This window comes from Rhizobium leguminosarum bv. trifolii WSM2297 (genome assembly GCF_000271845.1).
The window spans coordinates 1,388,680-1,414,082 of the sequence record NZ_JH719393.1 but is presented as its reverse complement, the minus strand read 5'-3'; the positions used below and the strand labels follow the sequence as shown (position 1 = coordinate 1,414,082).

General features: G+C 60.1%; 20 protein-coding genes and 1 pseudogene. 10 read left to right on the top strand and 11 right to left on the bottom strand.

All coding sequences use genetic code 11. From position 1 onward, the window contains the following. Positions 1-22: 22 nt before the first annotated feature. Complete coding sequence (locus tag RLEG4DRAFT_RS60870; protein WP_003576497.1) at positions 23-922, bottom strand: sugar phosphate isomerase/epimerase family protein; 900 nt, start codon at positions 920-922, stop codon at positions 23-25. An 11-nt stretch (positions 923-933) separates the two neighbouring features. Further along, the gene (locus RLEG4DRAFT_RS60865) at positions 934-1,968 is read right to left on the bottom strand and encodes a Gfo/Idh/MocA family protein (RefSeq protein WP_003576500.1); all 1,035 of its coding nucleotides are present in this window, start codon (positions 1,966-1,968) and stop codon (positions 934-936) included. A gap of 135 nt (positions 1,969-2,103) precedes the next feature. Here RLEG4DRAFT_RS60865 and RLEG4DRAFT_RS60860 point away from each other — a divergent pair, with 135 nt between their 5' ends. Next, entirely contained in the window at positions 2,104-3,213 is a 1,110-nt protein-coding gene (locus tag RLEG4DRAFT_RS60860; RefSeq protein ID WP_051040883.1) for a substrate-binding domain-containing protein, read from the top strand. Positions 3,214-3,313: 100 nt separating this feature from the next. Here RLEG4DRAFT_RS60860 and RLEG4DRAFT_RS60855 read toward each other — a convergent pair whose 3' ends face one another. From RLEG4DRAFT_RS60855 to speB, 7 genes are all read right to left on the bottom strand, one after another. Next, positions 3,314-4,636 (bottom strand): aspartate aminotransferase family protein, encoded by a 1,323-nt coding sequence (locus RLEG4DRAFT_RS60855; RefSeq protein WP_003576505.1) that lies wholly within the window; start codon positions 4,634-4,636, stop codon positions 3,314-3,316. 44 nt (positions 4,637-4,680) lie between these two features. Then, positions 4,681-5,745, bottom strand: coding sequence for a phosphotransferase (locus tag RLEG4DRAFT_RS60850; protein ID WP_003576507.1), 1,065 nt, complete (start codon positions 5,743-5,745; stop codon positions 4,681-4,683). A 69-nt stretch (positions 5,746-5,814) separates the two neighbouring features. Next, positions 5,815-7,248: an NAD-dependent succinate-semialdehyde dehydrogenase gene (locus RLEG4DRAFT_RS60845; protein WP_003576508.1), complete on the bottom strand. Its 1,434-nt coding sequence runs from the start codon at positions 7,246-7,248 to the stop codon at positions 5,815-5,817. Positions 7,249-7,265: 17 nt separating this feature from the next. Continuing rightward, entirely contained in the window at positions 7,266-8,858 is a 1,593-nt protein-coding gene (gene ggt, locus RLEG4DRAFT_RS60840) for a gamma-glutamyltransferase (RefSeq protein ID WP_003576510.1), read from the bottom strand. 17 nt (positions 8,859-8,875) lie between these two features. Beyond that, positions 8,876-10,258: an aspartate aminotransferase family protein gene (locus RLEG4DRAFT_RS60835; protein WP_003576511.1), complete on the bottom strand. Its 1,383-nt coding sequence runs from the start codon at positions 10,256-10,258 to the stop codon at positions 8,876-8,878. A gap of 113 nt (positions 10,259-10,371) precedes the next feature. Then, entirely contained in the window at positions 10,372-11,214 is an 843-nt protein-coding gene (locus RLEG4DRAFT_RS60830) for a transporter substrate-binding domain-containing protein (RefSeq protein ID WP_003576513.1), read from the bottom strand. A gap of 75 nt (positions 11,215-11,289) precedes the next feature. Beyond that, positions 11,290-12,339 carry an agmatinase gene (gene speB / locus RLEG4DRAFT_RS60825; protein WP_003576515.1) on the bottom strand — a complete coding sequence of 350 codons (1,050 nt, stop codon included), beginning with the start codon at positions 12,337-12,339 and terminating at the stop codon, positions 11,290-11,292. A gap of 172 nt (positions 12,340-12,511) precedes the next feature. Between speB and RLEG4DRAFT_RS60820 the strand changes: the two genes are divergently transcribed. The 5 genes and pseudogenes from RLEG4DRAFT_RS60820 to RLEG4DRAFT_RS60800 all read left to right on the top strand — a co-directional run bounded on the left by RLEG4DRAFT_RS60820 (position 12,512) and on the right by RLEG4DRAFT_RS60800 (position 17,060). Beyond that, positions 12,512-13,210, top strand: a complete 699-nt coding sequence (locus RLEG4DRAFT_RS60820; protein ID WP_003576518.1) for a GntR family transcriptional regulator — start codon at positions 12,512-12,514, stop codon at positions 13,208-13,210. Between the two features lie 33 nt (positions 13,211-13,243). Further along, on the top strand, positions 13,244-13,969 hold the full coding sequence (locus RLEG4DRAFT_RS60815) for an ABC transporter permease (protein WP_003576521.1): 726 nt from the start codon (positions 13,244-13,246) through the stop codon (positions 13,967-13,969). Continuing rightward, complete coding sequence (locus RLEG4DRAFT_RS60810; protein ID WP_003576523.1) at positions 13,966-14,667, top strand: ABC transporter permease; 702 nt, start codon at positions 13,966-13,968, stop codon at positions 14,665-14,667. Before RLEG4DRAFT_RS60815 ends, RLEG4DRAFT_RS60810 begins: the two co-directional genes overlap by 4 nt. Positions 14,668-14,679: 12 nt before the next feature. Continuing rightward, positions 14,680-15,485, top strand: a pseudogene (locus RLEG4DRAFT_RS60805) (ABC transporter ATP-binding protein). 357 nt (positions 15,486-15,842) lie between these two features. After that, positions 15,843-17,060 carry an SfnB family sulfur acquisition oxidoreductase gene (locus tag RLEG4DRAFT_RS60800; protein ID WP_003576528.1) on the top strand — a complete coding sequence of 406 codons (1,218 nt, stop codon included), beginning with the start codon at positions 15,843-15,845 and terminating at the stop codon, positions 17,058-17,060. Between the two features lie 73 nt (positions 17,061-17,133). On the opposite strand, the gene RLEG4DRAFT_RS60795 is transcribed toward RLEG4DRAFT_RS60800, so the two are convergent. Both RLEG4DRAFT_RS60795 and RLEG4DRAFT_RS60790 read right to left on the bottom strand, forming a co-directional pair. Beyond that, complete coding sequence (locus RLEG4DRAFT_RS60795) at positions 17,134-18,342, bottom strand: acyl-CoA dehydrogenase family protein (protein WP_003576530.1); 1,209 nt, start codon at positions 18,340-18,342, stop codon at positions 17,134-17,136. Positions 18,343-18,415: 73 nt separating this feature from the next. After that, positions 18,416-19,462, bottom strand: coding sequence for a substrate-binding domain-containing protein (locus RLEG4DRAFT_RS60790; RefSeq protein WP_003576532.1), 1,047 nt, complete (start codon positions 19,460-19,462; stop codon positions 18,416-18,418). A gap of 237 nt (positions 19,463-19,699) precedes the next feature. Here RLEG4DRAFT_RS60790 and RLEG4DRAFT_RS60785 point away from each other — a divergent pair, with 237 nt between their 5' ends. The 4 genes from RLEG4DRAFT_RS60785 (at position 19,700) to RLEG4DRAFT_RS60770 (ending at position 25,391) form a co-directional block, all read left to right on the top strand. Next, positions 19,700-21,184, top strand: coding sequence for a sugar ABC transporter ATP-binding protein (locus RLEG4DRAFT_RS60785; RefSeq protein ID WP_003576533.1), 1,485 nt, complete (start codon positions 19,700-19,702; stop codon positions 21,182-21,184). Continuing rightward, positions 21,181-22,242: an ABC transporter permease gene (locus RLEG4DRAFT_RS60780; protein ID WP_003576537.1), complete on the top strand. Its 1,062-nt coding sequence runs from the start codon at positions 21,181-21,183 to the stop codon at positions 22,240-22,242. Before RLEG4DRAFT_RS60785 ends, RLEG4DRAFT_RS60780 begins: the two co-directional genes overlap by 4 nt. A 17-nt stretch (positions 22,243-22,259) precedes the next feature. After that, entirely contained in the window at positions 22,260-23,657 is a 1,398-nt protein-coding gene (locus tag RLEG4DRAFT_RS60775; RefSeq protein ID WP_003576539.1) for an LLM class flavin-dependent oxidoreductase, read from the top strand. A gap of 123 nt (positions 23,658-23,780) precedes the next feature. After that, positions 23,781-25,391, top strand: a complete 1,611-nt coding sequence (locus RLEG4DRAFT_RS60770) for an ABC transporter substrate-binding protein (protein WP_003576541.1) — start codon at positions 23,781-23,783, stop codon at positions 25,389-25,391. The last annotated feature ends 12 nt before the right edge of the window (positions 25,392-25,403 follow it).

The following is a 25,403-nucleotide window of genomic DNA, read 5'->3' as shown; positions in this document are numbered from 1 at the left end:
GCGCCCTACCCTAGGCGGTCGATCAGGGATCAACAACGAAATCTCCGCCCCGGCATTTCTTCAAATAGTTGAGCCCGTGAACCTGACCAGTCATTTCGAGCGCATCGCGATAGACCGGGTCGTGCCAACCTTCGATGTCGATCGAGCCGGACCAGCCGGCGAGGCGCAGTTCGGAAATGATGTCGGTCCAGTTGCTGTCCCCGAAGCCCGGCGTGCGCATGAAGACGAACTTCTCCTTGCCGAAGATGCCGTGTTCCTTAATGACCTCCCAGCGGATGGTCGCGTCCTTGCCGTGAACGTGGAAGAATTTGTGCGCCCATTTGCGGATCTGCGGTAAAGGGTCGATCAGATAAACCATCTGATGGCAGGGTTCCCACTCCAGGCCGATATTCTCGTCAGGCGTCTCGTTGAAGATCAGTTCCCAGGCATCGGGATTGTGGGCGATGTTCCAGTCGCCGCTTGCCCAGTTGCCGTCCATGGCGCAATTCTCGAAGGCGATCTTAATGCCCTTGTCGGCAGCGCGTTTGGCAAGCTCGCTCCAGATTTGCTTGTAGCGCGGCAGGCTGTCGGTCAGCGGCTTGCCTCGGATGCGGCCGGTGAAGCCGGCAACGCAGGTGGCGCCGAAATGATGGGCGTTGTCGATGCAATCCTTCCATCCCTGCAGCGTCTCCAGGTCGATTGCGTTCTCTTCCAGCGGATTGCCGAACATGCCGAGCGTCGAGATGGTGATGTCGCGGTCGCCGATCGCATCGAGGCAGCGCTTGCCGAGTTCGGCAAGGTTCTGGCCCTTGGTCGTCTGCCAGAAGAAGGGTTCGAAGCTTTCGAAGCCCATGCCGGCGATCTCGCCGATGCGGGTTGCTGCATCGCCGTTGTTGCCACTGACCATGGTGCCGATGCGAATGGATTTTGCGGGGTTGCTCACGTCACGTCATCCTATGCTGAAATTTCGATGCGCCGGCCGGTCTTGGCGCTTTCGATCGCGCCGAAGACCATGGCAAGGCTTCTGATATTGTCGGAATTGACCGTTTCCGGCTGTTTGCCGGTGCGGATCGCTTCGATAAAATCGGCAATGACGCTGGCGTGCCCATGGGTCTGCTCGTCATGTTCCGGGCCGGGAACGTCTACGACAGCGGAGCCGCGCAAAAGACCGGGCTCCTCGCCGCCGACGGCCGCCTTGAAATTCTCTTCGCCGTCCCAGGTGAGCATGCCCTTCGAGCCGACAAGCCGCCACTGGCTTTCCCAGCTGGTGCGCTCGCCTTCGGCGCACCAGGAGCCGCGATAGGTAAAGACGACATCGTCGGAAAATTCGAAGATTGCATTGGCCGAGGCCCCGTGCCTGTACCAGGAGCCCTTCGGATTGCGCTCGACGCAATAGACGGCGAGTGGCTTCCGGTCGGCTACGTAGCGGGCCGCATCGAAGGTGTGGATCGCCATGTCGAGAAGCAGAACGTTGTCCATCCCTTCGCGGAAGCCGCCGAAATGCGGCGCCAGGAAAAAGTCGCAATGGATGCCGGTGAGTTCGCCGATCGCGCCGCTGTCGACGAAGCGGCGCAGGCGCCTGACGCCCGAGATGAAGCGTCGGTTCTGGATGACGGCGTGGATGCGGCCGGTCTCGGTGGCAAGATCGATCAGCGCCGCGCCCTCAGCAAGCGAGGCGGCCATCGGCTTTTCGCTGAGCACATGGCAGCCGGCTTTCAGCGCCGTCGAAACGACGTCGTAACGGGCCGCCGGAATGACGATGTCGAAGACCAGATCGGCCCTGGTGGCGGCGATGACCTCGGACAGATCCGAGCCGATGACGGCGCCTTCAAGACCGAACTCGGCGGCGAGCTTTTCCGCCGTCTCCCGGTTCAGGTCGACGAGGCCGACGACGGTGATGGCATCAGCCAGTTGAGGGTTGGAAGCGATGGCTCGCAACCAACCTTTGGACATAGCTCCGCACCCGCACAGAATGGCACTGAATTTCACGATTTCCTCCGGGGAATGGTGTCAACTCTCCTCGTGACACGCACTCCGTAAACGTTTACGAATGTTGGCGGAAACATTTTGCGATGTCAAGAGACGCCAAATGCGAAATTGCTGATGGGAGGGAAAACGCAGCCGATGAAGGGGATTCGCCAGCTTGCCGAACACCTGGATATTTCAATCGGCACGGTCTCCCGGGCGCTAAACGGCAAGCCCGATGTCAACGAGGAAACCCGCCGGCGCGTTCTGGCCGCAGCCGAGGAACTGGGCTACGTCGCCAACCAGTCGGGACGGAGTCTCAGGCAGGGAGAGACGAAAGTCATCGGGCTAATGATCGAATCCAGCACGGAGGCGGTCGAAAATGCCGACAACTTCTTCATCGGCGTCACCAGCGGCTTGCAAAGTGTGTTTGCCCGCCACAAGCTCGATCTGGTCATGCTGCCCTGCCCGAGCGATGAGGATCCGCACGAATATCTGAAACGGATCGTCGCTCGCCGTATCGTCGATGCGATGATCATCTCCAATACGCAGCGTTTAGACCGGCGCATCGATCTTTTGTCGCGGGCAAAAATCCCCTTCATTGCGGTCGGCCGCAGCCTTTCCCCAGGCAATTTCCCCTGGATCGATCTCGATTTCGAAGGTGTCGCCGACCGTGCTGTCGCACGCCTGGTCGCGCGCGGTCACCTTCGGATCGCCATCACCGCGCCGTCGAGCGAGGTCAATCTCGGCTATGTCTTTCTCGAAAGTTATCGCCGCGCGCTCGAGCGGCACGATATCACTTTCGACCCTTCGCTCGTCATTCGTGTCAAGTCGAGCGAACAGGGCGGCTATCAGGCGGCGCATGAATTGCTGCTGCTGGAAGAGCGGCCGACGGCAGTGATCCTGATCTACGAATTGATGGCAATCGGCCTCTACCGCCGGCTGATGGAATCGGGTGTGATACCTGGCCGCGACATCGCGGTGATCGGCTTCCGCGACGCTCCGCGTGCACGATTCCTGCAGCCCTCACTCAGCTGCTTTCGCATGTCGCTCTATGACCTCGGCGCCACTCTCGGCCGGATGCTTCTCGCTAACATGCTGGCCTATCAGGAGTTCTATCCTGATGAGGGCCGCAACATCGTCTGGCCGCTTGAGTTGACGCCGGGTGAAAGCGATGCGTTTCAGGTGTGGGCGTGGTCTGACCAACCGGCTTGCGCCCCGAAAGATGCCGTTGACGAACTTGCGATATCGGCTTCAAGCAAGTCATGACGAAACGAAAGTTGGGTGAAATCTCGACACAAAGGAACATCCGCCGCATGACCCCAGAGAAGTTACCGGTCTCAATATTTTTGCAGCAGAGCCGCCATCCTCAGCCCTCGCGTTCTATTTCGACAAGGGCATCCTGCAATGCGTTGAGCAGCATGTCAGCATTTTCGCGAGAGAAGGGGAGCGGCGGCCGAATTTTGAGAACATTGCCATTCAGTCCTGAGGCACTTATCAACACACGCCGATCACGAAGCTCGCTAACAACTTTCAGCGCGAGGGCGCTATCTGGCTCGCGGCTGTTTTGATTGCGTACAAACTCCAATCCGAGAAACAAACCGCTCCCTCGTACATCTCCAATCGAAGCGAAGGTCTCTTTCAGGCTCTTCATTCCTGCGCGCAGGTAGTCCCCTGTCTTGCGCGCATTTTGCATAAGATTTTCGTTCTCGATAACGTCAAGTACAGCCGAGGCAGCAGCCAAAGAAACGTTGTTGGCCCCAAATGTGTTGAAGTAACGTATACCTCGGCCGAAACTCTCCTGGATGTCCGACTTCATAATGGCCGCTGCGATTGGCATTCCGTTACCCATCGGCTTGCCGGTCACTGCAATGTCCGGGACGACTTCGTGACGCGCAAAACCCCACATGTTTGTGCCTATTCGCCCGAAGCCGGGCTGCACCTCGTCAGCGATATAAAGCACGCCAGCTTTTTTCAGGACATCCACGACGGGTTTGAGGAAACCGGGCGGATCGGCAAAAACGCCATCCGAAGAAAAGATGCTATCGGCGATAAAGGCGGCTGGCGTGATACCCCGGCGGCGCATGTGGCCGATCGCTTTAGTGACGTCGTCTGCCAATGCCGCGCCGACATCGCGATCATTGGCGCGATAAGTGTCGGGCGCCGGCACTGTCAGAACATGCTGACCAAGGGGTACGCTGTCCCCAAGCAACGGCGAGATTTCCGCCGCCGAGGCCGTAACGCCATGATAGGCGTTCTCCGTAATGATGATACCGGTACCACCTGTATAATGGCGGGCCAACCGGAGGGCTAGATCGACCGCCTCGCTTCCAGTGCAGGTGTACATGACACGGTCGAGTTCGGCCGGAAATGTCGCCAAAAGCCTTTCTGAGTAGGAGAGGATTTGCTCGTTCAGATAGCGTGTATGAGTATTGAGTTGCGATGCCTGGTAACTTATTGCCTCCACAACGTGCGGGTGGCAATGACCGACCGACGGCACGTTATTATAGGCGTCGAGATAGGCTTCTCCGTCCGGTCCACATAACCATACGCCCTTGGCCTTGGTGATATGGACTGGATTTTCATAGAAGAGCCGATACGACGATCCGAGTAACATCTGTCGGCGCTCGATCATCTTGCGCTCTCGTTCCGGCAGGCTGCCGAGCCGTGCCGAGTCGAACCCGTTGACCATTGGTGCGCTCGGTTTGTGGGAAACGTTTTTCTTCATGCTTTTGATCACCGATTGGCTTGGCGCAGTCTTTCGATAGCGACGGTTCTTGGAATTGCGTCAAGGCGTGCCAACTGCGCCCAAACGCTCGCAGTTTGCGCAGTCAGGCGCTGAGCGTGCTGGGGGAACAGCCCTGCGCGCCATCTCGGAATACAAAGCCGCATCACCAACCGCATGACCGCTGCCTTGTAGATGAGGAGGATTTCGGCATCGGACAGGGCACATTCGATGCGATATCCCCCGATAAGATCGCACATCGCTCCTATCGGATCAGATTCATCCCCGATCTGATAGGCAGCAGCGACACCCACGTCGAAAAGCGTCGGAGCGTGCACCATGTCGCCAAAATCAATGATGCCGGTGATCGTATCCGGCATTGTCGTATCGACAAGGATGTTTTCCATGTTGAAGTCGTTGTGGATGACTTGGGCATCCAGCGTGTTCATGATAGGCACGATCGCCTCCTCGAACTCGCTGATCGCATTTTCGAGGCGTGTTCGCTGATGGACATCAGAAAATGTCGGCAGAACCTCACGCATCCCTACCGCATGTTTCAAATCCCAGGTGATGCGATGCGATGCGGCCTCATGTGAAAAGCTCTTCAAGGCTTTTTGCAAACGCCCGAGCATTGCCCCAACCCGCCGGCGCTGCAAAGGAGACTGTGGCGCAATCCGTTGAGCAACGCCCGGCGCGAACGTGACCATACGTACGCCGCGTTCGCTGCCGTCGTCCGCCACAAAGCGAAAATCCGCGGCACCGTCACGTGTGTGAATGATACGCTGGGTCGGAATTCCCGGATCCACTTCCTCCACATGTAAGAGCGCTAAGCTGTGCATGGAGGTAACAAGAGGATCCTCTGCAGGATTGAGAATTTTTAAAAGATAGGCCGTGCCATCCTCGAGCATCAGGCGAAAATTACTGTCCTTCTCGCCCCACAGCCATGTTGCGCGACCAGAAAGGCCATAATGGTCGCACGCAATTTGTTGCGCTTTGTCACACGGCACCGGGACAGAAGCAGTTTCCAGTTCGGCGCCGAGCACACCTGTTTTAGGATTTTTTTTTGACGCTGACATTGTACCCTTCCACCTATTTTAGGTACGTCTCTTGATGTTTTCTCCGGGCCCTCTGCGCGCAAAATCGGATTATGTCGCTTCGGTCACTAGCTTTGTATTGAAGTAACTTTCCATCGCCTCGGCCCCGCCCTCCGAGCCGTAACCGGAATCTTTGATGCCGCCGAATGGCAGCTCGGGGAGCGCCAGTCCGTGGTGGTTGATAGAAAGCATGCCGCTTTCGATGTCGCGGGCAAGGTCGGCGCTCGTCTTCGCGGAAGTCGTGTAAGCATAAGCCGCCAGCCCGTATGGCAGGCGGTTGGCTTCGGCAATGGCAGAACCGTAATCCGAAAATGCGCTGACGATCGCCATCGGACCGAAGGGTTCTTCGTTCATCACGCGCGCGTCTTGTGGAACGTCGGTCAGAACCGTTGGCTGGAAGAAGTTGCCGAGATTGCAGATCCGTTTGCCGCCGGTTGCAATCCTCGCGCCGCGCATCACCGCGTCAGCGGTCAGCGCTTCCATCGCTTCGACCCTTCGCGCGTTGGCCAACGGTCCCATTGTCGTGCCGTCGCTCAATCCATCGCCGACATTCACTGCCTCGGCCGCCTTGATGAAGCCGTCGAGGAATTTTTCAAAAACGCGTTCCTGGATGAGGAACCGCGTGGGAGCCACGCAGACTTGCCCGGCATTTCGAAACTTCGCACCAGCCAATAGTCTGACCGCAAGATCGATATCGGCATCATCGAAAACGAGTGCCGGCGCATGGCCGCCGAGTTCCATCGTGACGCGCTTCATGTGGGCGCCAGCGAGCGAAGCCAAATGCTTCCCAACCGGGGTCGATCCCGTAAAGGAGATTTTGCGGATGACGGGATGCGGGATGAGGTGATTTGAAATATCGGCCGGAATTCCGAAAACCAGATTGAGGACGCCCGCTGGCAGCCCGGCGTCGGCGAAGGCGCGAACAAGTTCGGCGCAGCTTGCCGGCGTCTCCTCCGGCCCTTTCAATATCATTGAGCAGCCAGCTGCAAGGGCTGCCGAGACTTTCCGCACCGCCTGATTCAATGGGAAATTCCAGGGACTGAAGGCGGCCGCCGGACCGACAGGCTCCTTGACAACCATTTGTCTGACATTGGTCGCTCTCGGGGGGATGAGGCGGCCGTAGCTACGGCGAGCCTCTTCGGCAAACCAATCGATAATGTCGGCGGCCCCCGCCGTTTCCGCTTTGGACTCTGCCAGCGGCTTGCCCTGCTCCAGCGTCATCATTATCGAGATCGCCGCCGAACGGTCGCGAAGGATCTCGGCAGCTCGGCGCATGAGCTTTGACCGCTCGAAGGCACTTACATGCCGCCACTGTTCAAAGCCGGCAGCCGCCGCCGCAAGCGCTTCGTCGAGATCACTGCTGCTCGCGTTCGAGACGCGGCCGATGACCTCGCCCGAAGCGGGATTGACGATGGTGAGGTGATCGTTCGAGCCGTCCCGCCACAGGCCATTGATGTAAAGTTGGGTATCCGGATATCCCGACATGTCACTCTCCATTGCTGTCAGTAGCCAAGCGCACAACCGTCTTTTCGATGATCGGAAGCTCCCAGCAGCGTGTGGTTTTGATCGTCAATCCAGATCGCCTGGGCACCGCCAATCGCCCAATTCGGAGCGACAACCTTGAAACCGCGCGCTTCGAGATTGCGACCGATGGAGGAGCGAAGGAGTCCTTCTGCCTCGACCGTCGCCGTGCCTGGGAGTGGAAAAAGCCGAGGTAGGTCCATGGCGCTCTGGATATCCAGACCGAAATCGAACAGCTTGGAGAGGAAGTGGGCATGGCCCGTTGCCTGATAGTGCCCGCCCATGACGCCGAACGACAGGACAGCTTTCCCGTGGCGTGTCACCAATCCCGGGATGATCGTGTGCATGGGCCTCTTGCGCGGCCCTATCGCGTTCGGATGGCCCGGTTTCACACTGAAGCTCTGCCCACGGTTGTGGAACAACACGCCTGAGTTTGGCGCCATCAAACCGCTTCCGTAGGAATGGAAGATCGAATTGATGAAGCTCGCAACATTTCGATCCTTGTCGACAACCGAAATATAGACCGTGTCCGCATGCTCGGCACCGTCGAGAGCCGCCGTGGCGTCGGCAACCTCATTCATGTCGATCTTGGCGGCAAGACTATCGGCGAGTTCATCGGACAACAGGAATTCGACCGGAACATCCGATACCGCGGTGTCGGCTATCCACCGATCGCGGGCTGCATAGGCCAGTCGGGTTGCTTCGATTTCGACGTGCAGATTATCGGCGCCGAGCGGATCGCCCTTGCGTTCAAAACGCTCAAGTATCTTCAGGATCATCAGAGCGATGATGCCCTGCCCGTTCGGCGGGCATTCGTGCACCGTCCAGCCTCGATAGATCGCGCTGACCGGCTTCACATATTCGCCGGCGGCAGATGCAAAATCCTCAAGCGTATGGAGCCCGCCAAGCGAATTCAGCCGCGCCACCATGTCTTCCGCCACCGGGCCGCGATAGAAGCCGTCACGCCCCAGGGCTGCTATCGTCTCCAGCGTTTGGGCCAATTCCGACTGTCGTTGAACCGATCCGACAGAGGGGACCTGGTCATCGGCCAGGAAAATGCGGCGCGTCGAAGGATCGCGTAGCAACAATTCGCGTTGATTGGAGATGTCGGCGGCAACTCGCGGCGTGATCCCGTAGCCGTCGCGCGCCAACGCTATTGCGGGGGCGAGAATTTCGGAAAGCGGCATCCTTCCGTGATCGGCGACCAGACGCGCCCATGCATCCACCGCACCGGGAACGGTCACCGCATGCGGCGACGATCGCTCGATCGAGGTGATCCCCTTGTCCTGATACCACTCGAAATGCGCCGCAGCCGGCGTGCGTCCGGAGCCGTTATAGGCAACGATATCATCATTGCCATTGGATGCGAGCAGCGCAAAACAATCACCGCCGATGCCGGTGGATCCGGCCTCGACCACGCATTGCACGGCACAGGCCCCCACCGCAGCGTCGATCGCCTTGCCGCCGGCTTTGAGGATATCGATCGCAGTCAAAGTCGCCACAGGATGCGATGTTGCTGCCATTCCATTGCGGCCGACAGCTATTGATCTTCCCGGCATTTCGAAATTTCGCATGTCGTCGATTCCTTCGCTCAGTAGAGCCCGGTCGCCCTGGCCCATGTGTAAGTGTCATCCAACGCACGGGTGGAGCGGTCGAACAATTCGTTGATCTGTGCTTCGGTAATAATAAGCGGCGGGCAGAGCGAGTAGTTGTCGCCAAGGGCGCGTGTGATGACGCCGTGGACCTGGGCCTGCTTGCCTGCGTGAATGGCAATGCCGTCCGTTGGCTTGAAGGGCTCTTTGGTTTCCTTGTTGCGAACCAGTTCGAGGGTCCCGATGAGGCCGCGGCCGCGGGCGTTCCCAACGAGCGGATGGTCGCCAAGTTCCTTCAAGCGTCGCTGGAATACCGGGGCGACATCCCTGACATGACCGACAATGTCGCGCTCCTCATAGATTTTCAGGGTTTCCAAGGCGACTGCGGTCGCGACCGGATGGCCGCTATAGGTGAAACCATGTCCGAATGTCCCGATTTTCTCGCTCTCGGCAACGACCGCGGAATGGACCTTCTCGTTGATCATCAGCGCGGAAATCGGCTGATAGGCGGCCGAAAGCTGCTTTGCCATGACGATCATATCCGGCTGAAGCCCGAAGCTTTCGGAGCCGAACATGGTGCCGAGCCTGCCGAAGCCGCAGATGACCTCATCGGCGATCAGCAGCACGTCGTACTTTTTGAGGATTGCCTGGATCTTCTCGTAATAGGTCGGCGGCGGGACGATGCAGCCACCTGATGCCATCAATGGCTCGGCGAAGAATGCACCGATGGTTTCAGGCCCCTCGGCGAGGATCATCTGTTCGAGCGAATCGGCACAGCGCGTCGCAAACTCTTCTTCCGTTTCGCCCGGGCGACCGTAGCGATAGAATTCCGGGCAGTCCGTATGCAGCACCCGGTCGATGGGAAGATCGAAATCGCGATGGTTGTTCGGAAGTCCCGTCAGGCTGGCCGAAGCAATCGTCACGCCGTGGTAGGCTCGCATCCGCGAGATGATTTTCTTCTTTTCCGGCTTTCCGATGGCATTGTGATAATACCAGACAAGCTTCATGGCCGTGTCGTTGGCCTCGGAACCCGAATTGGCAAAGAACACTTTCGACATTGGCACCGGTGAAAGCTGGATGAGGCGGTCGGCAAGCTCGACCGCGGTCTCATGCGTCTTGCCGCCGAAGCTGTGATAGAAGGGCAATTCCTTCATCTGGCGGGTTGCCGCATCTACCAGCCTCTGTTCGCTGAAGCCCAGCGAGGCACAAAACAGCCCGCCAAGCCCCTCGATATATTTATTGCCGTCGCTGTCGATGATGTGGATCCCCTCCCCCTTGGCAATCACCAGCGGGCCATCCTTCAAATGCTGCGAAGCGTTGGTGTAGGGATGAAGAATGAAGGCGGCGTCGCGGGATTCGAGGGAGTTGAGAAGGATGGTCACAGTGGTTCTCCAAATGATGGGTGTGTTTCGATGGCGACGCTGGGCCGGTCAGCCGGCGCGACCTCTCGGTGCGCCGGCTTCCAATCGCTGCCGAAATGAGCGCTGCCGCTTGATCAATCAAGCGTCGTCTTCATCCACTTCTGTGCGAGTTTGTTGATCGTGCCGTCCGCTTCGGCAGCTTCGATCGCCGCATCGAACATCGACTTCAGGACGGTATCGTCCTTGCGAAGGCCCGCCGCGATGCCCTGTCCGAAGACCCCGCCTTTGAAGGTCGGTCCGGCGATCTTGTAGTCTTTGAAGTCTTCCTTGCCGAGCGTTGCATTCAGTGACGTCTTCTGGGCAACGACGGCGTCGATACGACCGGCCTGAAGGTCGAGGTCATGTTGTTCGACGGTCTTGTATTCCCTGGGATCGATGACGCCCTTGAAATAGGTATCGAGAAAGGCTGTGTTTGCCGTCGACACCTGAGCGCCCACGGCCTTGCCCTTCAGGGCGTCGCGAAGCGGCTGCAATTCCTGCTCGACTTTCGCCTTGTCGCCGGCGAGGTCGACCGTCGTTCCCGTTCCCGGCAGATCTGCGAGAGGGCCGGTTTTATCGACCATGAAGGCGGCCGCCGTCGACGCATAGGGCTTGCTGAACGAGATGACGGCAAGGCGCTTCTCGGTAACGATCATCGACGCCATGATAGCGTCGAACTTCTTTGCGCTGAGCGATGGAATCAGCCCGTCCCAATCCTGGGCGACGATGGTGCACTTGATCTTCATACGAGCGCAGAGGTCGTTGGCAAGGTCGATCTCGAAGCCTGCGAGCTTGCCGTCGGGGCCGGTGAAATTCCAGGGCTCGTATGCGCCCTCGGTTGCAATGGTGATCTCCGTCGGTTTTGTCTCAGCGACGGCAACGCCAGCCGACAGCACGCCAAGCAAAGCGGACGTCAGCAAAAGTTTTGATAGTTGCATATTGGCATTCCCCTTTTTGTTGCACCCTGCCCTTTTCCCAAGGCAAGGCTGTTGCAGACTCCGCGCGTCCGCGATTTACCAGGACGCGCGAACCTTGATTGCCTCGGCCGCAAGGCAGAGGAGCTCGAATAAGACATGAGCGGCAATTTGCGCCGTGTTCGAGGTAGGGTCGTATTGCGGAGCGATCTCGACGACGTCGCCGCCGACGATGTTCAAACCTGCAAGACCGCGCAGAATTCCAAGCGCCTGGGCGGATGTCAGCCCACCGACCTCCGGCGTTCCGGTGCCGGGCGCAAATGCAGGATCAAGAGAATCGACATCGAAGCTGACGTAGGTCGGGCCTAATCCGGCTATTTCTCTCGCTTTTGCGATCACGCCTTTGATGCCGAGATCGGCGACTTCCTCCGCATGGATGACGGTCATGCCGGATGCATAGGAGAATTCCCAGAGATATTCGGAATTTCCTCGAATTCCGATCTGGATCGTCCGCCTGGGGTCAAGCACACCGTCGAGAACCGCCTGGCGGAACGGCCCGCCATGATGGAATTTGCAGCCCTCAAACGAACCGCCCGTATCGCAATGTGCATCGATGTGGATCATCCCCACCGGCCGATGCCTGCCGACCGCCCTGAGAATGGGAAGGCTGACCGAATGGTCGCCGCCGACCGCCAAGGGCACGACTCCAGCTCCTATCAGGTGGTGGACAAATCGTTCGATATCCTGGTGGGATGCAGTGAGATCAAAACGGCTTTTGAATGGGACATCGCCTACGTCGGCAACGCGCGCAGTTGCAGTCGGGACGGCTCGCAGAACATGATTGTAGGGACCAACCCGATCGACATTGCGCACGGCTCTCGGCCCGAACCGCGCACCCGATCGGTTCGTCACCCCGAGATCCATGGGAATTCCGAAAAGCGCAATGTCCATATCCGTGAAATTGGGTGCAGCATCGGGACGATACGCGGCCTTCAACAATGTCGGAACGCCGCAGTAAGGCGCCTGACGGCTATCGCCGTCACCGAAGACCAGTTCGGCGACTTTTCGAAACTCCGCATCGAACATTTCATCGCCCGACGCATTCGAATAGCGCTTCCGCAATTCGTCCAGACTGAGAATCTCCGACATTCGACCTCCATGTGTTTCGCCCATCAGGCCGCGATCAAAAGCAGGCAAAGAGCTATTGCTTGTTGTCGCCAACATTGTATACATAATCGTATTCTTCTTGATTGGGCAAGAGGAAAAACGTTATGGTGTGGTTCGCCGGAACCCGGTGAACCAGAGACGGAAGGGGAATTGATTGGCACCGACCAAAACGGAACAGCGAGGATCATTGCGCGAGAGCACCTATGCGCAATTGAAGGATCTGATCCTCAGCGGCCAACTTCGTCCTTCGGAGCGCCTTTCTGAAGTTACGCTAGCCAAACGCTTCGGCGTCAGCCGAACGCCGCTGCGTGAGGCGCTGATGAAGCTCGAAGAAGAAGGGCTTGTCGTCGGGCAGCGGAATTTCGGTTACACGGTGACCGATCTCGATGTCACCAAATTCTGCAATCTCCTGGTCGTTCGCGAAGCGCTCGATGTCTGCGCGGCGCAGCTCGCCTGCGAGATGGCGACCGAGGAAGACCTTGATCGGCTTCGCGGCGTCATCGTCCAGATGGTGGAACTCAAGGAGACGACCAACGAAGCGCCGTCGGACGCTGCGCGCAATCTCGATCTCGGACTGCACATCCATCGCGTGATCGTCGAATCGACCCGAAACGAGGCCCTCGTGAGGGCGACGGATCAAATTTACCAGCAGCTTCGCCTGGCGCTTTGGCTCGAAGTGCTTTGGGTTGATCTGGAACACACGGACCTCGACGAGCATCGGGCAATTGCCGACGCCATCTGTGCACGCGACAAGGAGGCGGCCGCGATCGCAGCTCGGGCGCATGTGCAAAGCTCGCTCAAGAACATGTCGAAGCTTCAGCGCATTTGGGCGCACCGGCGCGCTGCCGAGTGAAGCAACCATGATCAGTCATCAAGAGGTCCACGCATGGCATTTATCGGTAGTTACCTGACTCTCATCGGTTTCGGACCGACCGGTTGGGGGTGGCTGCTTCTGACCGCGGCGGCCATGACGATCGGTGTATCCGTCTGCGGCTTTCTGGCGGGAACGGTGATCGGCTCGGTCGTCACCTTCATGCAGTTGTCCCGCCACATGGGCCTACGCTGGCTTGCCGACTGCTACACTACCGTCCTTCGCGGCGTACCCGACCTTCTGGTCATCTATCTTTTCTATTTCGGCGGCAGTGCGTTCCTCGGGACTGTCGGTGGCCTTTTCGGGTATCAGGGTTTTATCGGAATGCCGGCCTTTTTCACCGGTACGCTGGCGCTTGGCGTGGTTTCGGCGGCCTATCAGGCCGAAGTATTTCGCGGAGCCTATAGATCGGTTGCGCGCGGCGAAATCGAAGCTGCCAGCGCCGTCGGTATGCGGCCTTGGCCCAAATTCAGGCGTATCGTCGCCCCGCTCGTCCTTCGCTACGCTATTCCCGGGCTTGGAAACACCTGGCAACTCGTGCTGAAGGAGTCGGCATTGATCTCCGTCACGGGCCTCGTCGAACTGCTGCGCCAGTCGCAGATCGCTGCAGGTTCCACTCGCCGGCCCTTCGAGTTCTACCTGTCAGCGGTCGTTCTCTACCTCGTCGTAACCTGGTTCTCCTCGATTGTGTTCAGACGAATGGAAGCTCGAACGACCCAGGGCGTGAGGAGAGCGCTATGACGGATATCGGCTTCATGTGGGATACGTTTCTCACGCTTCTCACCGGTGTGCCGCTGACCCTCGAGCTTGCGGTCACCTCCATCCTGGCAGGAAGCATGTTGGCGCTTGCGATCTCGCTGCTGGCAGCAACCGGCGGTGCAACGGGACGAGCCGTAACCAGTGCCTACGTCTTCGTCTTCAGAGGGTCGCCTCTGCTCGTCCAGATGTTCCTGATCTATTATGGCCTCGGCCAGTTCCGGCACGGATTGCAGGACCTCGGGCTCTGGTGGTTCTTTCGCGAGCCCTATTGGTGCGCGGTGCTGGCGCTTACACTGAACACGGCCGCCTATTGCAGCGAAATTTTTCGTGGGGGCCTGAGGGCCGTTTCCAGCCAGGAGATCGAGGCGGCACGCGCCTGCGGGATGTCGGGCGTTCTTCTGTTCAGACGGATCATCCTTCCGATCGCCATCAGACATGCGCTGCCGGCCTATGGCAACGAGATCATCCTGATGCTCAAAGCCACGGCGCTGGCGTCCGTCATCACGATCATGGAAGTGACCGGCCTGGCCGGAAAGTTGATCGCCGACAGCTTCCGCGCCTTCGAGATCTTCATCGTCGCGGGGGCGATCTACCTCGCAATCAATTTCATCGTTACGCGCATGCTCTTGCTGGTCGAATTTTGGCTTTCGCCGCACATGCGCATGCGGCTGCAATCTTAGATGGGAGTATGCATGTCTGACAGGGGAACATTTTCGGCTGGCGACAACAAAGACAAAAACGCTGCCGTTTCAGTCAAAGATCTTCGGAAATGCTTTGGCCCGCTGGAAGTCTTGAAAGGCGTTTCGTTCGAAGCGCACGAGGGCGATGTGGTTTCCATTCTCGGTTCGTCCGGATCGGGCAAATCGACGATGCTGAGATGCCTCAATATGCTCGAAGTTCCCGACAGCGGGGAAATCCGTATCGGCGGTGAGGTATATGGTCTGAAACGATCAGGGCACAGAACCGTGCCTGCCGACCGCAGGCAGGTCGATCGGATCCGCGAACACATCGGCATGGTGTTTCAGAGTTTCAATCTTTGGTCCCATATGACGATCCTGGAAAACCTGATCGAAGCACCGGTGCACGTCCAAAAACGTAACCGTGCGGAATGTATTGCGGAGGCCGAAGCCCTGCTTGAACGGGTCGGTATCGCCGACAAGCGAAACTTCTATCCCGTGCACCTGTCCGGAGGGCAGCAGCAGCGCGCCGCAATCGCTCGCGCGCTCGCGCAACGCCCGAAAGTAATGCTGTTCGACGAGCCGACCTCGGCCCTCGATCCCGAACTCGTCGGCGAAGTGCTCAAGGTGATGCGCTCGCTTGCCGAAGAAGGCCGCACAATGCTGATCGTGACCCACGAGATGGCATTTGCGCGCGACGTTTCCAACAAGGTGGTGTTTCTCCACAAGGGTGTTATCGAAGAAACCGGCGCGCCGGCCGAGCTTTTACGCAGCCGAAGTCCGAACGATTTCGGCAGTTTCTCGCACACGAGCGCCACTGAGAGGTCGACAGCGGATACAGATTCGGCGGTCGATAACTAATTTCACCTGAGACAGCGCGACATGCCCTGGAGCCAGGCTGCAAAGATCATTGCCTGGCCCACATGCCGAAGGTCGAAAAGGCTAAACGGCAAGAGCGCCAGGCCGATGCTGGACGCCCGAAGATGCCCGCCAGCAGCAAGCGCTGCCCTAAAGAATGCGCGCTGATCTGCTCGTGCCAAAGCGAATTCTCCTAATCGCGGGCGGTCGGAAGCTGGTAAGCAAACATTTTTTATTTTCTACCAGATCTATAGAATTTGTATCCTTATCGCGGCGCTCGATTTCTTTCACCGATAGGTTCGGCAGAATTGGAGATACCGATGAATACCGTGCTGAGGCAAGCAGATCAGATCCGGCCCGTGGCCGCCCGTATCGGCAGCGACGAAGAAGCGATCGCAATCGCCCGGAGGCTGGCGGCGCAATTTGCCGCGCGCGCCGCCGAGCGCGACGCCGACCGGCTCCTGCCCTTTGCCGAACTCGATCTTCTGGCGCAGTCCGGACTTCTGGCGATCACCGTGCCGGCGCAATATGGCGGGCTCGACGTGTCCAACGCCGTGCTTGCCGAGATCACCGCGATCCTGGCGGAGGCGGACGGTTCGATCGGCCAGATCCCGCAGAACCATTTCTATATTCTCGAGGCGCTCAGAACCGACGGCAACGAGGAGCAGCAGCGCTATTTCTTCGGTCGGGTGCTTGCCGGCGACCGCTTCGGCAACGCGCTTTCCGAGCGCGGTACGAAGACGGTCGGCCATTACAACACGCGCATCACGCGCGACGGCCCGGGTTACCGGATCAACGGCCGCAAATTCTATTCCACAGGCGTGCTCTTCGCCGATTGGATCACCGTCTTTGCGCTCGATGCGGAGGAGCGGCTGACCATGGCCTTCGTGCCGAAGGGCACCGAAGGCGTCGAGATCGTCGACGACTGGGACGGTTTCGGCCAGCGAACCACTGGCAGCGGCACGACGATTCTCGACAATGTCTATGTCACCGCCGATTCCGTGGTCTTCCATCACAAGGGCTTCGAGCGGCCGACGACGATCGGCTCGGTCGGCCAGATCATCCATGCCGGTGTCGATCTCGGCATCGCCAGGGCGGCCTTTGCCGAAACGCTTGAGTTTGTCAGGACGAAATCGCGTCCCTGGATGGATAGCGGCGTCGATCGCGCCTCCGACGATCCGCTGACGATCGCCAAGGTCGGGCAGATTGCCATCCGGCTCGAAGCCGCAACGGCCCTCGTCGAGCGCGCCGGCCACAAGGTGGATGCCGCGCAGGTCGAGACGACGGAGCACAAGGTGGTCGAGGCGACGCTGGCGGTCGCCGCCGCCAAGGTGCTGACAACTGAGGTGGCGCTCGAAGCTTCGAATACGCTCTTCGAGCTCGCCGGAACCTCGTCGGTGCAGATCGGCCACAATCTCGACCGCCACTGGCGCAATGCCCGCACTCATACGCTGCACGACCCGGTGCGCTGGAAATACCACGTCGTCGGCAACTATCATCTGAACGGCGTGACGCCGCCGAAGAACGGCGCGCTCTGAGTTTTCGGCTTATTCCAAAATCCCGCTGCCGGCGCCGGCAGCGGGGTTTGCTTTCGATACGGAAGCGCTCGCCTCAGCTGTAGAGGCTGACCTCCGGTATCCTGCCGTTCAGCACGAATTCACCAACTTCCCTCGCCTTGTAGAACACCGGATCGTGCAGCGTGTGGGTGCGGACATTGCGCCAGAACCGGTCGAAGCGGTATTTGTCCGCCGTCGAGCGCGCGCCCGTCAGTTCAAAGACGCGCGAGGTGATATCGAGTGAAACATGAGTGGCGTGGACCTTGGCGGTATAGGCTTCGGCCGCTGCCTCTCCGCGCTCGCGCGCCGTCACATCTCGGCCTCGGGCGAGGCCCGCCTGCACGGCGGATGCCGCGCTGTCGGCAAGAGCTGCCGAGGCCTTCAGCGCTGCGGTAAATTCGCCGACCCGCTCGAGGATATAGGGGTCGTCGGCGGCCCGCTCGACGCCTGATGTGATCCACGGCCGGGTCGTGGTTCTGACATAGTCGACGGCCGCCCGCAGCGCGCCTTCGGCGGTGCCGAGATAAAAATTGACGAAGACCAGCTGAATGAACGGGGTGTTGAAGGTCGACAGCACCGGCGGCGCGACATCGGGAGCTGCGGGCGCACCAACGAAATCCTCCTCGTAGACGGGGAAGTCGTGGAATTCGACGCTGCCGCTGTCGGACAGGCGCTGCCCGATATTGTCCCAGTCGTCATTGGCGACGTAGCCAGGGCGATTGGTGGGCACGGCGAAGCCGGCGATCTTGTCGTCTAGCGTCGCATTGGCATTGATGTAGTCGGAGACCCGCGCTGCCGTGGAGAAGGACTTGCGGCCGTTCAGCACATAGCCGTTGCCGCGGCGGGTGAGCACCAGCCCAGGATCGCGCGGATTGACGGCTGCGCCCCAATAGAGGCTCTTCTCCACCGTCTCGCTGCCCAGCGGATGGGCGCGGGCGCCGTCGAGTGCCCAGTAGATGTACTGGCTGTTGACATAGTGGTAGCCGAGCAGCTGGCCGATCGAGCTCTCGCCGCGGGCGAGAATGCGCACCAGCCTCAGTCCGTCGACCCAATCGAGGCCGCCGCCGCCGATCTCTGTGGGATGCAGCGCGTTGAGCAACCCGGCATTCTTCAGCTTGACGATCTCGGCAAGTGGTGGGCGGCCGTTACGGTCGAGTTCGGCTGCGCGCTGGGAAAGGTCGGCCGAGATCTCCTCGGCACGGGCAAACAGATCTTCTCGCGTCGGATTGCGGCTCACCGCAAAGACGACATTGGACTGGCTCATGGGCGGAACTCCAATTCTTCAAATAATGATCCGGCGCGAGCTGCACGCTCCCGCCGGATCGAGGTGAAAGGCCTCAAAACAGCTTGTCGGGGATCCAGCCGGCGGTCACCGCATCGCTGGTGCTGAAGGCGGGGACCTTTTCGGCCAGTTCTTCGATTGTCTTGACGCCGGCCGCGCGCAGGCTCTCCTGCGTCAGGAGCGTCGGCTTCACGGTAATCTGATGGGGAACCGTCTGGCCGGCGATTTCGAGGGCGGCAGCGCGGATGGAGACGGCGCCGACGACAGCCGGATTGGTGGCGACGGTCGCGACCCAGGGGCTGCCTTCCTCGGTGATTTCCTGAATGTCGGCTGTCGAAACGTCAGCCGAATAAATCTTGAGCTTTTTGGCGACGCCGAGATCGTTGGCGGCGAGCTTCACGCCGCGGGCGAATTCGTCATAGGGGGCAAAGACCACCGAGATATCGGGATTGGCGGTGAGCGCAGCCTTTGCCTGGTCGGCGGTCGACGTCGCCGTTGTGTCGCTGACATTGCCGAAGCGGGCTTTTTCGGCCACACCTGAATTGTCCGACTTGAACTTCTCCCAGACCTCGTTGCGGCGGTCGAGCGGCGCAAAGCCCGCGACATAGACGTAACCGGCGTTGAAGCTTTTGCCGTTGTCCTTCACCACCTGCTCGAGCGCCAGCGATGCAAGCTCGTGGTCGCTTTGCTCCACCTGCGGGATCTTGGGGTTGTTGAGGTTGACGTCGAAGGCCACGACCTTGATGCCCTTGTCGATCGCCTGTTGCACGACGTCGCCAAGCGATTCCGGTAGTCCGTGGTCGATGACGATGCCGGAGACCCCGAGATTGATCGCCTGCAAGATCTGTTCGCGCTGCTCGGCGGCATCCTGCCGTCCCGGGAAAATGCGCAGGTCGATATCCAGCGCCTTGGCCTGGGCCCCAGCGCCCGCCTGGTAGGCCTGGAAAAAATCACCGGCCGAGATATAGCTGATCAGCGCCACCTTGACACCACCCTTGTCGAAGGGAGCGGGAGCACCGGACAGGCCGCCGGCCTGTGCGCCTTGAATGAAAATGAACGGAATGACGGCGGCAGACAGTGCGAGCCGTGCGAGGGATTTCATCGTCGCGTTCCTTCTAGCAAACGAAAGCGTCGTCTGACAGGTTCGGCAGCCCTCGCGACGCATCGGATCATTTAGATATAATCTCTATGTTTTTAGTAGAGTAAATGATCCGATTTTACCGGCTGCGGGAGATTCTTTGTTTCCCGAGGACAGTTCGCCAGGGAAAGGCGTACCTGGAGTTCGGCCGCCCGGACAGGGCACACTCCCGATACGAAATGCAGTCCCGGACCCTTGTCGATGCCGCTTATTCACATTGAAAATATCACCCGCAGTTTCGGGTCGACGCACGCGCTTGCCGGTGCTGATCTTTCGATCGAGCGCGGTGAGATCGTGGCGCTGATGGGTGCAAACGGCGCGGGCAAATCGACGCTGGTAAAAATCCTTTCCGGCGTGCTTCCGGCCGATGGCGGCACGGTCAGTCTCGGTGGTCGTCCCTTTGCGCCGCGCGGCCCGGCCGAAGCGGCAAAGGCCGGTGTCGTCACCGTGCATCAGTCGACGGATCTGATTGGTGCGGCCGGTTTGACCGTTGCCGACGCCCTGCTTCTCAACCGTTTCGCTGATCGCAGCACTCCCTTTTTCGTCTCGCGCGCGGGCATCCGCCGGGAGGCGCAGTCGATACTCGATGCCGCCGGCTTCATGCTGCCGCTCGACCGCGATTTCGGCGAACTCGCCAGTGCCGACCGGCAGTTGGTGGCGATCGCCCGTGCGCTTGCCAACCGGGCCGATCTCCTCATTCTCGACGAGCCGACAGCGAGCCTTTCCGGAGAGGAAAGCCGCCGGCTTTTCGATATTCTGTTGGGGCTACGCAAGCGGGGCTTGGCAATCCTCTATATCTCGCATCGTACCGCCGATCTCGAAGTGATCGCCGACCGCGCGCTCGTCATGCGCGGCGGCCGCGTCGTTGGCACTTTCTCGCGGCCGATCGATTTTTCGAGTGCCATCGAGGCGATGATCGGCCGCAGGCTGGATGCGGCGCGGCCGGATGCGCGGTCGGCAACCGGCCCGGCGATTTTCGAGATGCGCGACATCAGGCTGCTGCCGACCGGTGATCCTTTCGATCTGTCGCTGCATGAAGGCGAGGTGGTGGCGGTGACCGGCGTGCTCGGCGCCGGCAAAAGCTGGTTGCTCCACGCGATCTTCGGCGTGACGGCATTGAGCCATGGTGCGATGTTCCTCGACGGTCGGCCATACCAGCCGAAAAGCGCGGCCGACGCGATTGCAGCAGGTGTCGCCATGGCAGCAGAGGACCGCCATCGCTCCTCGCTGATGCCGCCGGCATGGCCCGGCCATTCGCTATCGGCGACGATCAGCCTGCCGCATCTTTCCAAATGGTATCCGCGCGGTTTTCTTGTTGGCGGCCGCGAACGACGCGAGGCCGAGCAGGCAATCGCTCGTTTCGGCATCAAGGCCGCAGGCCCGCTCGCCTCGGTCTGGTCGCTCTCCGGCGGCAACCAGCAGAAGGCGGTGATCGCCCGCTGGGAGGCGGAACCGAGCCGGTTATTGCTGCTGGACGAACCCTTCCAGGGCGTCGATGTCGGCGCCCGCCGCGACATTATCGTAGCAATCCGTGCCCGCACCGACCGGGCGACGTTGATTGCGACCTCCGATCCGGAGGAGGCCTACGAGGTGGCAGACCGCATCCTCGTCATCGACCATCACGTTTTGAGACCGGCGGCAGGCGGAATTGCCGCTCCTTTCGCCATCCAGGGAATATCCGCATGACGACGATCGACGACGACACTCTGCCGCAGGCAAGCGCCCGGCCGAAGGCAGCACCGCAAGCCGCTAGCGGCTACCTTGCCGCCCTTGGTGCGTTTCTGCGGGCCGGCGCGGTGTTCATCCTGCTTGCCACTCTCGCGGTCGGCTTCACCATCGCCGAGCCCGCCTTCATCAATATCGCCAATCTGATGAGCATCCTGCAGGCGGTGTCGGTCGTGGCGATTCTCGGCGCCGGCGTCACAGTCACGCTTGCCGTCGGAGGGTTCGACCTGTCGATCGGTGCCGTCGCCGCATCGAGCGTGATGGCTGCCAGTTATGCGATGATCGTCTGGGGGCTCGACGCCTATGCGACGGTGCCGCTGGTGCTCGCCTTCGGCGCGCTGGTCGGTCTCGTCAACGCCTTTCTGATCGTGCGCCTGAAGGTGCCGGATCTGCTGGCGACGCTGGCGATGATGTTTTTGCTTTCCGGCCTGCAACTGATACCCACAGCCGGTCGGTCGATTTCATCAGGCCTCACTCTGCCTGACGGCTCGAAGGCGACCGGCGCCTACGACCCGGCCTTTCTGCTGATCGGCCGTTACAGCATCTTCGGCACCCTGCCGGTTTCCGTGGTGCTGATGGTGACGGTCGCCGTCGTGCTCTTCGTGCTCACCGAACGTACCCGCATCGGCCGGCTGCTGTTTGCGACAGGCGGCAACGAGGTCGCCACCCGGCTCGCCGGAGCTTCGACAGTCAGGCTGAAGACTCTTGCCTATGTCCTGTCGGGCACGCTGGCGTCTATCGGCGGCATCGTCATTGCCGCCCGCGTCGGGCGTGGCGACATTTCCTCTGGCGGCTCGCTGCTGATGGATTCAGTTGCCGCCGCGCTGATCGGCTTTGCCGTCTTCAACCTCAGGCGTCCGAACGTACTCGGCACCATTGCCGGCGCCGTCTTCGTCGGCGTTCTGCTGAACGGCCTCACCATGCTGAACGCCCCTTATTACACCCAGGATTTCGTCAAGGGCGCCGTGCTCGTCGGGGCCTTGGCGCTGACCTATGGCCTCGGCCGCAGCAATCCCTAATCCCAAGGAAGAAAGACATGACCCGCCAAATCAGGCTGAACGCCTTCGACATGAATTGCGTCGGACACCAGTCGCCGGGGCTCTGGCGGCATCCGCGCGACAAGTCCTGGACCTACAAGGACCTCGATTACTGGGTGCATCTGGCAAAGACCCTGGAGCGCGGCAAGTTCGACGGGCTGTTCATCGCCGACGTGCTCGGCGTCTACGATGTGCTGAACGGCAATGTCGATGCGGCCCTTCGCCATTCAGCGCAGGTGCCGGTCAACGATCCGCTGCAGCTCATCCCGACCATGGCATATGCGACCGAGCACCTCGGCTTCGGCCTGACGGCCTCGCTCTCCTTCGAGCATCCCTACACATTTGCCCGCCGGATCTCGACGCTCGACCACCTGACCAAGGGGCGCGTCGGCTGGAATATCGTCACCTCCTATCTCAATAGCGGCGCGCTCAATATCGGCCAGCCCGCGCAGACAAAGCATGACGATCGCTACGACCTCGCCGAGGAATATCTGGAGGTCTGCTACAAGCTCTGGGAGGGAAGCTGGGAGGACGGTGCGGTTGTCCGCGACCGCGAGACCGGCATTTTCACCCACCCTGACAAGGTCCACCCGATCGGCCATTCCGGCAAGCACTTCAACGTGCCCGGCATTCACCTAAGCGAGCCTTCGCCACAGCGTACGCCCGTGCTCTACCAAGCCGGCGCCTCCAGCCGCGGCAAGGATTTCGCCGGCGCCCATGCCGAATGCATCTTCGTGGCGTCGCCGTCGAAACCCGTGTTGAAGCGCTATGTCGCCAATGTCCGCGAGGCGGCCGAACGCGTCGGCCGCAACCCACGCGAAATACTCGCCTTCAATCTGCAGACCGTCGTTCTCGGCGAGACGGATGCCGAGGCGCAGCAGAAATTCAACGAATACCGCAAATACGCCTCCTTCGAAGGTGCGCTGACGCTGATTTCCGGCTGGACCGGCATCGATTTTGGCCAGTTTGAGCCGGACGAGGTGCTGCGCCACCGCCATACCAATGCGGTGCAATCAGCGGTCGAGACCTTCACGACAATCGATCCCACCAAGGAATGGACGGTGCGCGAAATGGCCGACTGGGTCGGGGTCGGCGGCTTCGGCCCCGTTTTCGTCGGCTCGCCGCAGACTGTTGCCGATCTGATGCAGGAATGGGTCGAGGATACCGACGTCGACGGCTTCAACCTCGCTTATGCCGTGACGCCCGAAAGTTTCGAGGATGCCGTCGATCTGTTGGTGCCGGAACTGCAGAAGCGCGGCGTCTACAAAACCGACTATACAAAGGGAACGCTGCGGGAAAAGCTTGGGGGTCACGGACCGCGGCTCGTTGCTCCGCATCCGGGTGCGACCTATCGCGATCTCTTTAAGGAGCCCGCACGTTTCGCGGCCAATGGCTGAGTGAATAATGGCTGGGTGACAAAAAAACATCTCGCCCAGCCCACCATTCGAATTTAGTTTCTATGACATTCGCCGGTTCGTTCTGAATACGGGCGCTTGGCATTTCACCGACCAGGAGGGGTCATGACCGTACCATCTATCTCGCGGCGCACGCTGATGAAGAGCACGGCCCTGCTGCTTGCCTCGACGGCGCTCGCCCGGCAGGTGCTGGCACAGGATGCACCGAAGGGCGGGAGGCTGATCGTCGCGGCAGATTCCGAGCCGAAGAACCTCAATCCTGCCATCGTCGCTTCAAACGGCGTCTTCTTCATCGCCAGCAAGGTGATCGAGCCTCTGGCGGAAGCCTCATTCGAGGGCAAGGACGGGCTTGTGCCGCGTCTCGCCACCTCCTGGGAGGGCTCGGCCGATGGCCTCTCCGTCACCTTCAAGCTGCGCGACGGCGTGACCTGGCACGACGGCAAGCCGTTTACCTCGGTTGATGTCGCTTTTTCCGCGCTCCATATCTGGAAACCGCTACAGAATCTCGGCCGCCTGGTTTTCGCCAATCTCGAAGCCGTTGATACCCCTGACGATTACACCGCCGTCTTCCGCTTCTCCAAGCCGACGCCGTTCCAGCTGATCCGTAATGCGCTGCCGGTCGTGACCAGCGTCGTCGCCAAACACATCTTCGACGGCAGCGATATCGCCACCAATCCGGCCAACAACACGCTCATCGGTACCGGCCCCTTCACCTTCGCCGAATACAAACCCGGCGAATATTACCGGCTGGCGCGCAATGAGACTTACTGGGACAAGGAACAGCCGAAGCTCGATGAGATCGTCTTTCGCGTGCTGCCCGACCGCGCGTCGGCGGGTGCCGCACTCGAAGCCGACGAAATCCAGCTTGCCGCTTTCTCGGCAGTTCCGCTTGCCGATCTCGACCGCATCTCCAAGGTCGATGGCATCAAGGTGATTTCGAAGGGTTACGAGGCCTTGACCTATCAGCTCGTCGTCGAGATCAATCATCGCCGCAAGGAGCTCTCCGACCTCAGGGTCCGGCAGGCGATCGCGCAGGCGATCGACAAGAAATTCGTGGTCAACACGATCTTCCTTGGTTACGCCACCGCCTCGACCGGACCGGTGCCGAAGAATTCGCAGGAGTTCTATACATCCGATGTTGCGGCCTATGACTTTAACCCCGCCGCCGCCAACGATATTCTCGATAAGGCCGGCTACATCAAAGGCCCGGACGGCAACCGCTTCAAGCTGAAGCTTCGCCCCGCGCCCTATTTCAACGAGACCCGCCAGTTCGGCGATTACCTCCGCCAGGCGCTTGCGGTGATCGGCATCGATGCGGAGATCGTCAATGCCGATGCGGCCGCCCACCAGAAGGCTGTTTATACCGACCACGACTTCGACCTTGCCGTCGGTCCGCCGGTATTCCGCGGCGATCCGGCGATCTCCACCACCATTCTCGTTCGATCCGGCACACCGGATGGTGTGCCCTTCTCCAACCAGGGCGGCTACGTCAATCCGGAGCTCGACAAGATCATCCTGCAGGCCTCCGAGACCGTCGACACGACGGCGCGCACCGATCTCTACCGCAAGTTCCAGCAGCTCGTCGTCGCCGATCTGCCGCTGATCAACGTCGCGGAATGGGGCTTCATTACCGTCGCCCGCGATACGGTCCTCAACGTCTCGAACAACCCGCGCTGGGCCGTCTCGAACTGGGGCGATACCGCGCTGCAGTCGTGATAGGATCGGCGG

Bases quoted from the DNA above. Each gene is read 5' to 3' on its own strand.
- RLEG4DRAFT_RS60860 (WP_051040883.1), top strand. From the start codon at position 2,104: ATGAAGGGGATTCGCCAGCTTGCCGAACACCTGGATATTTCAATCGGC.
- RLEG4DRAFT_RS60855 (WP_003576505.1), bottom strand. From the start codon at position 4,636: ATGGTCAACGGGTTCGACTCGGCACGGCTCGGCAGCCTGCCGGAACGA.
- RLEG4DRAFT_RS60850 (WP_003576507.1), bottom strand. From the start codon at position 5,745: ATGTCAGCGTCAAAAAAAAATCCTAAAACAGGTGTGCTCGGCGCCGAA.
- RLEG4DRAFT_RS60845 (WP_003576508.1), bottom strand. From the start codon at position 7,248: ATGTCGGGATATCCGGATACCCAACTTTACATCAATGGCCTGTGGCGG.
- ggt (WP_003576510.1), bottom strand. From the start codon at position 8,858: ATGCGAAATTTCGAAATGCCGGGAAGATCAATAGCTGTCGGCCGCAAT.
- RLEG4DRAFT_RS60830 (WP_003576513.1), bottom strand. From the start codon at position 11,214: ATGCAACTATCAAAACTTTTGCTGACGTCCGCTTTGCTTGGCGTGCTG.
- speB (WP_003576515.1), bottom strand. From the start codon at position 12,339: ATGTCGGAGATTCTCAGTCTGGACGAATTGCGGAAGCGCTATTCGAAT.
- RLEG4DRAFT_RS60815 (WP_003576521.1), top strand. From the start codon at position 13,244: ATGGCATTTATCGGTAGTTACCTGACTCTCATCGGTTTCGGACCGACC.
- RLEG4DRAFT_RS60810 (WP_003576523.1), top strand. From the start codon at position 13,966: ATGACGGATATCGGCTTCATGTGGGATACGTTTCTCACGCTTCTCACC.
- RLEG4DRAFT_RS60800 (WP_003576528.1), top strand. From the start codon at position 15,843: ATGAATACCGTGCTGAGGCAAGCAGATCAGATCCGGCCCGTGGCCGCC.
- RLEG4DRAFT_RS60795 (WP_003576530.1), bottom strand. From the start codon at position 18,342: ATGAGCCAGTCCAATGTCGTCTTTGCGGTGAGCCGCAATCCGACGCGA.
- RLEG4DRAFT_RS60790 (WP_003576532.1), bottom strand. From the start codon at position 19,462: ATGAAATCCCTCGCACGGCTCGCACTGTCTGCCGCCGTCATTCCGTTC.
- RLEG4DRAFT_RS60785 (WP_003576533.1), top strand. From the start codon at position 19,700: ATGCCGCTTATTCACATTGAAAATATCACCCGCAGTTTCGGGTCGACG.
- RLEG4DRAFT_RS60780 (WP_003576537.1), top strand. From the start codon at position 21,181: ATGACGACGATCGACGACGACACTCTGCCGCAGGCAAGCGCCCGGCCG.
- RLEG4DRAFT_RS60775 (WP_003576539.1), top strand. From the start codon at position 22,260: ATGACCCGCCAAATCAGGCTGAACGCCTTCGACATGAATTGCGTCGGA.
- RLEG4DRAFT_RS60770 (WP_003576541.1), top strand. From the start codon at position 23,781: ATGACCGTACCATCTATCTCGCGGCGCACGCTGATGAAGAGCACGGCC.